Raw genomic sequence first — 11,706 nt, 5'->3', positions numbered from 1 at the left:
CCCTCACGCGCGGGGATAATGGGGCGGGTGGAGAGCTGGGAGACGCGTGAGTGGTTCCAGGAGTTCCTCGACGCGATGAACCGCCACGACCCGGAGGCGCTGCGGGAGTTCCTCGCGCCGGACGTGCGCCGTGCGCACCTGCCCGCGGGGGCCGACGCGTGGGTGGCCGAGTACGCCGACCTGGTGCACGGCTTTCCCGACTGGCAGTGGCGTCGCATCCAGGTGCTCGTCGAGGACGACCGCCTCGCCGTGCACCTGCGGGGGAGCGGCGCGCACACCGGCGTCTTTCAGCACCTGTCGCCGACGCGGCGGCGGGTCAGCATCGCCTCGTTCGCGATGTACCGGGTCGTGCGGGGGCGCGTGGTCGAGGTATCCGGAACCGACGACGCCGATGCGATCCGCGCGGCAGTGGTCTGACCGCGGGTCTGTCAAGCGGCTGGCCCACCTCTCCGGCGTGTGTACTTTCGGAGCGGGGCCCCTGCCGGGGCGGAAGGACACGCTGAATGACTGTTGACGATCGCCCGGGTGCCGGGATCGTGTGGTCGCGGGTCGAGGAGGGGTTCCACGTCGCGAGCGCGCGCGGGGCGTTCCTCGGCTACATCGACCGTGAGGCCGATGGCACCTACTGGGCCTACAACGGGCGTTCCCGTCCGGTCGGCCGTTTCCCCGGGCTCGTCGCGGCGATGGCCGCCGTCACCCACGCGCACACCCAGGCGACGGCCGTCGTCGATCCCGTGATCGAACTGCGTCAGGTACCGGACGCCCTCCCCGGATCGGCGGTGTCCTGATGCCTGACGACCTCTATTCGATGACGTACTCGAGCACGGCCGCGGTGCCGTTCGACGACGACGACCTCGCGCGCCTCCTCGAGTCGAGCCGCGTCGCGAACGTCCATTCCGACCTGTCGGGTCTGCTGCTGTACCGCCGCGGGCGGTTCCTCCAGGTGCTCGAGGGGCCCGAGTCGTCGGTTCGGGATGCCATCGACCGCATCGGCCGTGACCCGCGCCACTGCGACGTGCGGCTGCTGGTGTCGGAGTCGATCGACGACCGTCGCTTCCCCGACTGGACGATGGGGTACGAGCCGCTCGGAACGTCGACCTCCGCACCGCCGGAGGGGTTCCGCGACAGCTTCGACGACCTCGATTCGACGGATGCCACGGTCACCGCGCGTGCGCTCGCCGAGCTGACGTTGTGGTTCCGGGTGCGGTCCGGGCGGCGCGCCGCGTAGTCGGTCCTCGCGACCTCGCCCGAGACGGTGCGCCTCGCTGCGCCCGAAGCGTGCGCGGCGGGATGGCGCCGTGCTCAGTCGCCGCCGTTCTCGCGGAAGGGCACGTGCCGCGCTTGCATCCCGTTCGCGTCGAGGATGTGGCCCGCTCGCTTGTAGACCTGGGGGACGACCCATACGTCCGTGAACGACAGCTGGGGATAGACCTTGGCCACACGCCGTTCGAGGTCGTCGAGGTCGGCCAGGTCCCGCAGCCACAGGGAGATCGCGAGGTTCGCCGGCCCGGTCACCGAGGCGATGAGGCGCGATTCCGGCAGGAGCCGGAAGGACGTGGCGATCTGTTCGAGATTCTCCTGGGGAGCGCGCAGCCAGAGCATCACCGCGCATTCGTAGCCGAGCGCGCGGTGCGCGACGTCGATGCGCCAGTGAGCCCAGTCCGCGCCCAGCAGTGCCGTGACCCGTCGAGATACCGCCGCCAGTGAGCCGCCGGTGCGTTCCCGGATGTGAGCCAGTGGACGGCGGACGTCGTCGGCCAGTGCTTCGAGCACGCTCCACTCCTCGGGGCTCGGTTCCGCCGCGAGGTCGGACGCCGGCTGGGGTCGACGGGCGGCGATCGCCGCGGCCTGAGCGTCGGTGAGCGCGCCGAGGCGCCATTGCCCGCCCTCTTGGAAGACCCGCCGCACGTAGTGCGCGCGTGTCGTCGTGACACCGGGTGCGGTGGCGATGTGCGAGCGTACGCACCGATCGATCTCCGCGAGAGAGGCCGCGCCCACCGTGACGTAGACCTGCCGGTCACCCGAGGTGCCGTGCACGCTGAACACCTCGGGGATCACCGTCAGTGCGTCGACGGTCTCGCCGAGGCCGGCCGGGTGGCAGAGCACCTCGACGAACGCGAGAGGTTGCCGCTTCCGACGCTCGAGCGGCATGTAGAAGCAACTCGACCACACCGCTCCGCTGTCGGTGAGGCGGCTCCAGCGGCGTGACAGCGTGCTCGCATCCGACGACAGAACGCCCGACAACTCGGCCCACGAGGCCCGCGGATGCAGCTGGAGTGCGTTAACAATGCGGTAATCCAGTGCGTCGAGTTCGGGGATATCCATGCGTCCGGTGCCTTCCGATCGAACGATTCGTGCGGTCTTCGTCGATGGGGTGGCCGATTCGCGCGGACGCCACATCATGGGGGAAAGTATCCCGAAAAGCAGTTCTTGTATCCAATTGGAGGAATCGTGGCGCGATCGCATCGTCTTCTCGCATCCACTCTGGCCGTGGTGGGCGTGCTCGCGACCGCCGGCTGTGCGGCGGGCGGGGAGGTGAATGGCGGCGGCAGCGATGTGGAGACCATCCGCACCACGCTGCTCACCGATCCGAGCACCTTCGACCCAGCCCTCTCGCGCGCCACCGACGACTACACGACGGCGCGGCTGCTCTACGACACCCTGCTGCGCCGCGATGACGGCAATGTGCTCGTGGGCGGCCTCGCGAGTTCGTGGGAGGCCATCGATGCGAGCAACTACGTCTTCACTCTGCGGGATGACGCGACCTGCTCCGACGGATCGCCCCTTACGCCCGACGCGGTCGCCGCGTCCCTGGCGCGCTTCATGGACCCTGAGACGGGGTCGTCGGCTCGCAGCCTGGCCATCGGCGCCGGGACTGCGACGGTCACGGCGGACGACGCGGCCGGCACGGTGACGGTGTCGCTGTCCGAGCCGTGGTCGGACCTCCCCGTGGGTGTCAGCCTGCCGCAGTCCGGCATCGTTTGCGCTCCCGGCCTGGCCGATCTCGACGGACTCGCGGCCGGGACGGTCGCCGGGGCGACCACCGGCCCGTACACCCTTGCCGCAGCGCAGCCCGCGGTGTCGTACACCTTCGCGCTGCGCGAGGGCTACGACCAGTGGCCCGCGTTCGCGACGCCTCTCGAGGGCCGCCCGGCCCGCACGGTCGTGCTCACCCCCATCGCGGACGACGCCACGGTGGCCACGCAGCTCATGGCGGGAGCGATCGATCTCGCCCCGGTCTTCGGCGACGCCGTGGACCGCATGGAGGGCGCGAGCGGATTCCGTTCGGTCACGTACACCAACTCGACGAGCTACCTCGTCTTCAACGAGCGCCCCGGCACGGTCTTCGCCGACAACCGCGATCTGCGCCTCGCCGTGGCCCGTGCCATCGACCCCAGCGCGGTGAACGACGTCGTGACGAACGGACGCGGCGAGGTGCTGCACACGCTCGCCTCCAACGCCCTGGCCTGTGTCGTCGACGACCCCGCTGACGCGATCTCGTACGACGCGGATGCCACGAACACCCTGTCGGGCGTCACCATCCGTCTCATCGGGACCACCGGGTTCGGCGCGGCCAACGACTACATCGCCGAGGTCCTGCGCGCGCAGGGGGCGACGGTCGAGGTGAACGCGCTGGACAACGCCACCTGGTCTTCCACGACCGGTGCCGGGGGGTCCGATTGGGACATGACGCTGCAGGGCGACGTGAACATCATGGGCACGCTGCCGTCGTCGCTCCTGCGGGCGATGGGTCCGGTGACCGAGGACGGCGGCAGGTCGAAGACGGGCGCGGCGAACGACGCGGGCTACGCGGCCCTCCTGCGGGCGATGAGCGCCACGGATGCCACCGAGAAGTGCGCGGCGCTGGGCGACGCGCAGGAGAGCATCCTCCAGCGCGTGGATGCCCTGCCGCTGGTGAGCACGCCCGGGATCGTCTTCATGGCCGACGGATTCAGCATCCGCGCCTTCGGCGACTACCTCGACGTGTCGACGATGCGCATCACCAAGTGACGGCGGGGGAGGACACCATGACACAGCTCGCGCACGTTCGGCCGGTTGTGGCGCCGTCACCACGGCGCACTGCGACCTCCCCCTGGATCGGGTTCGCCGTGCGCCGTGCGGCGGGACTGGCGGCGACCGTCGCGGTGCTGGTCGTGGTGTCGTTCCTCATCGTCCAGCTCATCCCCGGCGACCCGGCCGTGGCGTTGGCCGGTCCCGACGCGACGACCGCGCAGATCGAGGCGCTGCGTTCGCGGCTGCGACTCGACCTGCCGGTGTGGGAGCAATTCGCCGTGTACGTCGGTGGACTCGTGCAGGGCGATCTCGGACAGTCCTTCATGTACGGGCGCCCGGTCGCGGAACTGATCGCTGCACGCCTTCCGTTCACCGCGGCGATCGCGCTGTCGAGCATCGTCCTGGTGCTGCTCGTCTCGATTCCCCTCGGTCTGACGATCGGTGTGCTCACCCGAGGCGGACGACGTTCCTGGCTCGACACGGGCTTCGGCGCGGTCACGGGTCTCCTCGACTCCCTGCCCGGGTACATCTTCGCGACGATCCTCGTCGTGCTCCTCGGCACCGGCGTCGGCGTTCTGTGGCTCCTCCCGCCGGCATACGTGGCGTCGGCCCCGGTCGCCTCGCTCGTCCTCCCCGTGCTCGCGCTCTCGGTCGGGCCGATCTGCATGGTGTCGCGTCTCGTGCGTCGGGAGACCGCGGTGGCGCTCGCCGAGGACTACATGCGCACGGCGCGTGGATGGCGTCTGGGCGCCGCTGCGCTGTACATCCGCAATGCGCTCCCGAACCTCCTCACCTCGACCCTGACCCTGAGCGGCCTGATCCTCGGCGGCATGCTGGGAGGTGCCCTCGTCATCGAGAGCGTCTTCGCGCTTCCCGGTCTCGGAACCGGAATCATCCAGGCCATCCTGAACCGCGACTTCCCCGTCATCCAGGGGATGGTGCTCGTCATCGGCCTCGTCGCCGCTTTGGTCAACCTGCTCGTCGACATCCTGCTCGGCATCGTCGACCCGCGCACCCTCGGAGGACGTCATGCAGATTCCTGACCCCGTCGCATCCACGACGGGCAGCGCCTCGGGGCGACGCGCCGGCAATGCCGGGCTCATCGCCGGGCTCGCGCTCGCAGCGCTCCTGCTGATCATCGCCGTGGTCGCTCCCCTCGTGCTCCAGAGCCAGGCCGACGCCCTGGGGGCGCGGTCGCAGCCGCCGAGCTCCGAACACTGGCTGGGGACGGATGCCGTGGGGCACGACATGTTCGCCCGAAGCCTGGTGGCGACCCGTCTCACGCTGCTGATGACCGCGGGGGCGACCCTCATCGCCGTCGTCGGGGGCGTGCTGTTCGGCGGAGTCGTGCAGCTCCTGCCCGGGCGGCCGCGGGAGCTCGCCCTGCGTGCGATCGACAGCCTCGTCGCCTTCCCGGGCCTCCTGCTCGCTCTCGTCGTCGCCGCGATCCTCGGCGCGAGTGCTCCCTCGGCCGTCGTCGCGATCGGGGTCTCCGGCATCCCCTACTTCGCCCGGCTCGCCGCGAACCTCGCCGGATCCGTCCTGCATCGCGACTACGTCGAGACCGCCCGCCTGCTCGGTGTGCCGCCCCTCGCCGTCCTGCGTCGGCACGTGCTGCCGAACATCGCGGAACCGATACTGGTGCTGACGGCCTCCACCTTCGCCGCGTCGCTCACGGCGATCTCCGCGCTGTCGTTCGTCGGGCTCGGGGTTCAATCGCCCGCCTACGACTACGGCAAGCTCCTGAACGAGGCGCTCCCGTCGCTCCTGGCGGGTCGCGCGTACCAGGTGGTCGGTCCCGCCGCGCTCATCGTGCTCGCCGGTATCGCCGCCATGCTCCTCGGCGACGGCCTCGCCGCTCGCGCCGACCCGCGCCGATCCGCCCCGCGCCGGGTCCCCACCGTGCGACCGACCGAGCTGCACGCGCCCGGCGACGCGCTGCTGCATGCCGAGAACGTCGTGGTCTCGCGTGCAGACGGCGTCGCTCTGGTCAAGGGCGTCTCGTTCAGCATCGGGCGAGGCGAGATGCTCGGCATCGTCGGGGAGTCGGGGTCGGGCAAGTCCCTCACCGCCCTGACCGTGGCCCGCCTCCTCCCCGACGGTCTGGAGGCGAGTGCTCGTCGGCTCACCCTGGGCGACAAGGATCTGCTGCGGCGCCAGCCGCCCGCGGCGATGGCGCGGGCGATCGCGCTCGTGTACCAGGACCCGGGAACGACCTTCAACCCGGCCCTGCGGATCGGGGCTCAGCTGGGTCAGGTTCTGCGCGCCCACTTCGGCCGCAGTCGCTCTCAGGCCGACGCCGCCGTCAGGGAAGCCCTCGAGGCGGTACGGGTCTCCGACGCGCCACGCCGCATGCGCCAGCGTCCGCACGAGTGGTCCGGGGGGATGCGACAGCGGGCGATGCTCTCCTCCGCCCTCACCGTCACACCCGAACTGATCATCGCCGACGAGCCGACGACAGCCCTCGATGTGACCGTTCAGCGCGAGATCCTGCGGGAACTCCGCCGCGTGAGCATCGAGAACGGATGCGCGCTGCTCTTCATCTCTCATGACATCGCCGTGGTGCGCGCCCTCTGCCATCGCGTGCTCGTGATGAAGGACGGCGAGATCGTCGAGGAGCTGCCGGCCGCACATCTCGACCTCGAGCGCGCCCACCACCCGTACACGCGCAGCCTGCTGGAGGCCGACCCCGCGTTCGACGTCGCCCGCCCGGAGGTGTCCGCATGACGGATCCCGGTTCCCTCATCAGCGTGCGCGACCTGCGCGTCTCGTTCGGCCGGAGCGAAGTGCTGCGCGGCGTCGATCTCGACGTCGCGCGCGGCTCTGCGGTCGGTCTCGTCGGCGAGTCCGGCTCGGGCAAGTCGACGCTCGCCAAGGTGCTCGTCGGCTCGGTCGCCCCGACGTCGGGCGCCGTCGAGGTGGCGGGCATCGATGTCGGTGATGCCGATCGCGCAGGCCGCAGACGGCTGCACCGGAGCGTGCAGCTGATCCCGCAGGACCCCTACTCGTCCTTGAACCCCCGCCGAACCATCGGCCAGGCGCTCGCCGAGGCGATCGACCCCGCCCGCCCCTCCGTGCGAGGCTCGCGTGCGCGGATCGACGAACTGCTGGATCGGGTGCGCATCCCGCGCGACGCCGCCGGCCGTTACCCCCACGAGTTCTCCGGGGGTCAGCGTCAACGCATCGCCATCGCACGCGGGCTCGCGGTGGAGCCCCGCGTCCTCGTCGCGGACGAGGTCACGTCGGCACTGGACGTCTCGGTGCAGGCCGAGGTGCTGCGCCTGCTTGCGGAACTCCGGCGCGACCTGGGTCTGACGATGCTGTTCATCTCCCACAACCTCGCGGTGGTCAATGTCGTGTGCGACGAGGTCGCCGTCATGAGTGCCGGCGACATCGTCGAGTACGGATCCGTCCGTGAGGTCTTCTCGGCACCGCAGCATCCCTACACCCGCGAGCTGCTGGCATCCGTCCCTGGCTCCCCCGACTTCACGCTCGAGACCGCCCTCGAAAGGACCCCGTGATGACGATCTCGTCCGTCTCTCTCCGCCTGACCGGCGCCCGCTTGATCGACGGCACCGGCGCGGCTCCCGTGCCCGATGCCGAATTGCACGTCGACGAGGAGGGACGCATCCTCTTCGCGGGCCCCGCCGCCCGCGCGCCCGTCGTCGCGGCGGCGGTCACGCGCGACCTCGGGGGACGCACGCTTCTGCCCGGCTTCATCGACGCGCACGTGCACCTCGGCTTCGACTCCGGCAACGGTCCCTTCCACGACCTCACCACCGACCCGGTGCAGGTGGTGTTCGAGACCGGGCGGCGACTCGAGCAGACCCTCCACGCGGGGGTGACCACGGCGCGCGACCTCGCCGGGTTGACTCTGGGGCACAAGTCCGCGGTCGAGCAGGGGCTCGTGGTGGGTCCGCGCCTCCATACGGCCGTCCGCATCATGAGTCACACGGGAGGGCACTCCGACTTCCACCTTCCCGGCGGTCACGTGACGTACCACGTGTCCGCGTCCGACGAGATCGCCGACACCGTCGACGAGGTGCGCACGGCCACCCGTCGCCTGCTGCGCGACGGCGCGGACGTCATCAAGGTCTGCACGACGGGTGGGATGTCCAGCCCCCACGACCAGCCGACCGACGAGGGGATCACCGCCGACGAGATCCGCGCCATCCGCGACGAGGTCGACCGCCATGGCGGACGACCCATCGCCGCCCACGCGCAGGGAACCGCCGGCATCCTCGCGGCGCTGCGCGGCGGCGTCGACAGCGTCGAGCACGCCTACGGCATCGACGACGAGGGGATCGACCTGGCGGGTGAGAACGGCACGTTCCTCGTGCCGACGCTCTCCACGGTCTTCACGCCGCTCGTGAAGGAGCGCATGCAACCGTTCCACTACGAGAAGAAGGTGCGCTGGGTCGAGATCACGCGGGTGAACATCGCCCGCGCCATCGAGCGGGGCGCGCGCTTCGCGATGGGCACCGACTCGGGGATCTGCGCGCACGGGCGCAACCTTGCAGAGCTCTCGCACCTCGTCGAGCTCGGCATGTCGCCGATGAACGCGTTGCGCGCGGGCACGGCGCACGCGGCCGAGCTCCTGCGCGTCGACGACCGCCTGGGCACCCTCGAAGCCGGCAAGATCGCCGACTTCGTCGTCGCCGACGTCGACCCGCTGACCGACATATCCGCACTGGGTTCTCCGGAGAACGTGGTCGTCGTGGCCAAAGCCGGCCGGATCTTCAAGGACCTTCTCGTTTCGGAGCGCGTGCCGGTCGGGGCCTGACGGCTCGCGCGCTCGGCCGGCTGCGGCCGTTTTAGAGGCCGAGCGCTCGGAGCTCGGCATCCATCCGCTCGGCGATGTGCGCGTAGCCGACGTCGTCGGGGTGGAGTCCGTCGCCGGCCATCCAGCTGTCGGCGTCGTCGGCGTAGTGCCCGTCGAGCCAGTGGCTCGCCCCGCCGATGTATTCGGCGCCGATGCGGTCGGCGGAGTCGTGCACCCAGCCGATGATGACGTCGACGGATGCCGGCCGGTCGGCGGTCCACCAGAACGGCTCGACCACGACGATGCGCGCGCCGGGGAGGCCCTGGCGCAGTCGATCGAGGTCGCTGTCGATCGCCGCGCGAATCTCGGCGGCGGCGCTGTCGTAGCTGAAGTTGTCGTTCAGACCCATCGTGACGACGACGATGTCGGGATCGTCGCGGATGATCTGCGCGGGGATGTCATCGAGACCCGGCCCCATGCTCGCCCGGCGGTTCACGAAGCCCAGGCCGTTCTCGGCGCGGTTGATCTCGGTCCATCCGCGCTCCGCGCAGATGATCGTCGACCACCGCTTGTCGGACGAACTCGCACCCGTCCCGCGCGTGTACGAGTCGCCGTAGAACGCCACCGTCGTGGCGCCCTCCGCGGGCGGCGGGGGTTGCTCCGATGGCGCGCACGCCGCGAGTCCGAGCGCGAGAAGAGCAGCGATCAGGATGCCGAGCGCACGACGCATGCGTCCATTGTCGGTTGCGACCGGGGTGCGGCGGGTCGGCCCCGCCGCGTTCACTCGTCGGCTTCGGTGCGCTCGTGCCCGAGTGACGAGACGAAGTCCTCGTGCAGCTCCATCCAGACGTCGTGATAGGACTCCGACATGGGGCGAGCGAACGCGCTCGCGTCCCCGGCGAGGAGGCGCCCTCGAGCGTCGGCGAACCGCTGGCGGTACTGGGCGAATCGCGGCTGCGCGTGCGCGGCTTCCACGAGCAGGGCGTCCACGCGCGCGTGCAGATCGTCGAGTCGGCCGAGCAGCGGGGCCGGGTCCTCGCTCTGGTCGCGGGTCTGCCAGTCGGTCGTCAGCGTCTTGAACTCGCGGTTGGGCCCGAGGAACCCCTCATAGGCATGTGTCACGGTGGCGCGCTGCGCTGCCGAGAGTGCGGTGTCGCGCAGCTCGGCGTGCGTCGACCGACCGTCGGGGGTGAGGGAGAACCCCGTCACCCGACCTTCGCGGTACTTCAAGAGGCCGAGAGCTTCGAGCTCACGCAGGGCGGCCTCCACTCCGGCTTCGTCGACGTGTCCGAGACCGGTCGCGACCGCGTGGGCCGAGGCGAATCCGCGCACCTTGATCTGGTGCAACAGCTCGAAGCGGTCGATCGCGACGGCGGTCACGGGGCCACCTCCTCGGCGGCCAGCGCCAGCGCGCGAACCGGGCACCGGCGGATCGCCTGTTCGACCTTGCCGCGATCCCTCTCCGGCGGCGTCTCGTCGAGCACCTCGAGGATGCCTTCGTCGTTCACCGTGAAGATGTCGGGCGCGACGAACTCGCACTGCCCGTGTCCGACGCAGAGGCCCCAGTCGACCTCGATCTTCATGCTCATCCTTTTCCTCCTCGTTGAGGGATGCGGGCCGTCAGGCGCGTTCGCTGTCGACGCGAAGGCGCTTGAACGCGTTGAACTGGTTGGTGTGCAGGCGGTCGGGTGCGCTGCGGGGAGTGATCCGCAGGTCGCGCTCCACCATCTTGCCGAGGAACGAGTTGGCCTCGGCGCGCGCGAGGTGCGATCCCATGCACGAGTGCACACCCCATCCGAAACCGACGTGCTCGTTCGGGTACCGATCCACCCGGAGGGCATCGGGGGTGTCGAAGACTTCGGGATCGCGGTTGGCGGACTGGAACCACAGCACCACCTTGTCACCCGCGGAGATGGTCTTTCCGTACCACTCGACGTCGGCCGTGGCGGTGCGCCGCATCGCCCGGATCGGCGTGACGTAGCGGATCAGCTCCTCGATGCCCGAGCCGAGCAGCCCGGGATCCCGACGGAGGATCTCCCACTGGTCGGGGTGTTCGTGGAAGGCGAGGATCGACCCGGTGAGGAGGTTGCGCGTGGTCTCGTTGCCCGCTCCGACCAGGACGAAGTAGTAGGCGGCGAGATCCTCCCAGGACAGCGGCTCGTCGCGGATCTTCGCCTGTACGAGGATCGAGATGATGTCGTGACGGGGGCGCTTCCTCCGCTCTTCGGTCAACTCCTTGAAGTACGCGAACATCTCTGCGCGCGCGCGCTCCTTCTCGTCCGGCGTCGTCATGTACTCCGGGTCGTCCGACACGACGCGGTTGGTCCAATCCAGCAGCAGGTGCCCGTCCTCGTGGGGGACGCCGAGGACCTCGCCGAGCACCTGGATCGGCAGCAGCGCGGCGGCGTTGTGGACGAAGTCGTAGTTGAGTCGATCCTCGATGGAGTCCAGGATCTCGTCGACGTTGGAGTCGATGATCTCGAGCCAGTCCTTGATCTTGACCGCCCGGAGGTGCGGGGTCGCGATGCGGCGCAGTTCCATGTGGCGCGGCGCGTCGGTGTTGTGCACGGTCGGGTGGTGGCCCTCGACCTTGCGGCTGAGGATCTGGGTGCCTTCGCCGTTGATGTAGGTCGTGGGGTCGTCGATCGCGGTGATCAGATCGGCGTAGCGCGTGATCGACCAGAATCCGGGACCACCGTTCGGCTCCTCGTTCCAATGCAGCGGATCGTGCTCGCGGAGCACAGCGAAGTTCTCCAGCTCCGTGCCCGCGATGAACGGCGACAGGTCCATGAGGTCGATCTGCGTGGGGGCACTCATGAATGACTCTCCTTCGAGGGTGGCGCCTTCACCGCCATAACGCACGAAGTACCGGGGGGCGTCGATGCATGATTCGATCCCCAACCACCGGAGACGAAAGAACCAACGAGAGG

General features: G+C 69.9%; 13 protein-coding genes. 8 read left to right on the top strand and 5 right to left on the bottom strand.

What is annotated here, in order from left to right; translation table 11 throughout:
• From I5G_RS13075 to I5G_RS13065, 3 genes are all read left to right on the top strand, one after another.
• Positions 1 to 417 (top strand): ester cyclase (locus tag I5G_RS13075; protein WP_239642540.1); only part of this gene is annotated, 417 nt, incomplete at its 5' end.
• Positions 418 to 503: 86 nt separating this feature from the next.
• The gene (locus tag I5G_RS22405) at positions 504 to 788 is read left to right on the top strand and encodes a hypothetical protein (RefSeq protein ID WP_022879456.1); all 285 of its coding nucleotides are present in this window, start codon (positions 504 to 506) and stop codon (positions 786 to 788) included.
• On the top strand, positions 788 to 1,228 hold the full coding sequence (locus I5G_RS13065) for a BLUF domain-containing protein (RefSeq protein WP_022879455.1): 441 nt from the start codon (positions 788 to 790) through the stop codon (positions 1,226 to 1,228). The genes I5G_RS22405 and I5G_RS13065 overlap by 1 nt, the downstream gene beginning before the upstream one ends.
• Positions 1,229 to 1,302: 74 nt before the next feature.
• On the opposite strand, the gene I5G_RS22400 is transcribed toward I5G_RS13065, so the two are convergent.
• A complete protein-coding gene (locus I5G_RS22400) occupies positions 1,303 to 2,325 on the bottom strand; it encodes an Lrp/AsnC family transcriptional regulator (protein ID WP_187288845.1) in 1,023 nt (340 codons plus the stop codon).
• Positions 2,326 to 2,451: 126 nt separating this feature from the next.
• On the opposite strand from I5G_RS22400, the gene I5G_RS13055 reads away from it, so the two are divergent.
• Genes I5G_RS13055 through I5G_RS13035 form a run of 5 tightly spaced genes read left to right on the top strand, consistent with a single transcriptional unit; the run spans position 2,452 to position 8,797 of the window.
• A complete protein-coding gene (locus I5G_RS13055; protein WP_022879453.1) occupies positions 2,452 to 4,011 on the top strand; it encodes an ABC transporter substrate-binding protein in 1,560 nt (519 codons plus the stop codon).
• Between the two features lie 17 nt (positions 4,012 to 4,028).
• Complete coding sequence (locus tag I5G_RS13050; protein WP_036328144.1) at positions 4,029 to 5,057, top strand: ABC transporter permease; 1,029 nt, start codon at positions 4,029 to 4,031, stop codon at positions 5,055 to 5,057.
• Complete coding sequence (locus I5G_RS22395; RefSeq protein ID WP_022879451.1) at positions 5,044 to 6,741, top strand: dipeptide/oligopeptide/nickel ABC transporter permease/ATP-binding protein; 1,698 nt, start codon at positions 5,044 to 5,046, stop codon at positions 6,739 to 6,741. The genes I5G_RS13050 and I5G_RS22395 overlap by 14 nt, the downstream gene beginning before the upstream one ends.
• Positions 6,738 to 7,535, top strand: coding sequence for an ATP-binding cassette domain-containing protein (locus I5G_RS13040; RefSeq protein WP_022879450.1), 798 nt, complete (start codon positions 6,738 to 6,740; stop codon positions 7,533 to 7,535). Before I5G_RS22395 ends, I5G_RS13040 begins: the two co-directional genes overlap by 4 nt.
• On the top strand, positions 7,535 to 8,797 hold the full coding sequence (locus I5G_RS13035) for an amidohydrolase family protein (RefSeq protein ID WP_022879449.1): 1,263 nt from the start codon (positions 7,535 to 7,537) through the stop codon (positions 8,795 to 8,797). Before I5G_RS13040 ends, I5G_RS13035 begins: the two co-directional genes overlap by 1 nt.
• A 31-nt stretch (positions 8,798 to 8,828) precedes the next feature.
• Here the strand turns inward: I5G_RS13035 and I5G_RS13030 are convergent, their stop codons facing one another.
• Genes I5G_RS13030 through I5G_RS13015 form a run of 4 tightly spaced genes read right to left on the bottom strand, consistent with a single transcriptional unit; the run spans position 8,829 to position 11,593 of the window.
• Positions 8,829 to 9,506 carry an SGNH/GDSL hydrolase family protein gene (locus tag I5G_RS13030; RefSeq protein WP_026095908.1) on the bottom strand — a complete coding sequence of 226 codons (678 nt, stop codon included), beginning with the start codon at positions 9,504 to 9,506 and terminating at the stop codon, positions 8,829 to 8,831.
• 50 nt (positions 9,507 to 9,556) lie between these two features.
• Entirely contained in the window at positions 9,557 to 10,156 is a 600-nt protein-coding gene (locus I5G_RS13025; RefSeq protein WP_022879447.1) for a hypothetical protein, read from the bottom strand.
• The gene (locus I5G_RS13020) at positions 10,153 to 10,365 is read right to left on the bottom strand and encodes a ferredoxin (RefSeq protein WP_022879446.1); all 213 of its coding nucleotides are present in this window, start codon (positions 10,363 to 10,365) and stop codon (positions 10,153 to 10,155) included. The genes I5G_RS13025 and I5G_RS13020 overlap by 4 nt, the downstream gene beginning before the upstream one ends.
• 31 nt (positions 10,366 to 10,396) lie before the next feature.
• Complete coding sequence (locus tag I5G_RS13015; RefSeq protein ID WP_022879445.1) at positions 10,397 to 11,593, bottom strand: cytochrome P450; 1,197 nt, start codon at positions 11,591 to 11,593, stop codon at positions 10,397 to 10,399.
• Between the last annotated feature and the right edge of the window lie 113 nt (positions 11,594 to 11,706).

The organism is Microbacterium sp. B19 (assembly GCF_000333395.1).
Lineage (GTDB): Bacteria > Actinomycetota > Actinomycetes > Actinomycetales > Microbacteriaceae > Microbacterium.
The sequence above is the reverse complement of the archived record's forward strand: the minus strand, read 5'-3'. Positions and strand labels throughout refer to the sequence as shown.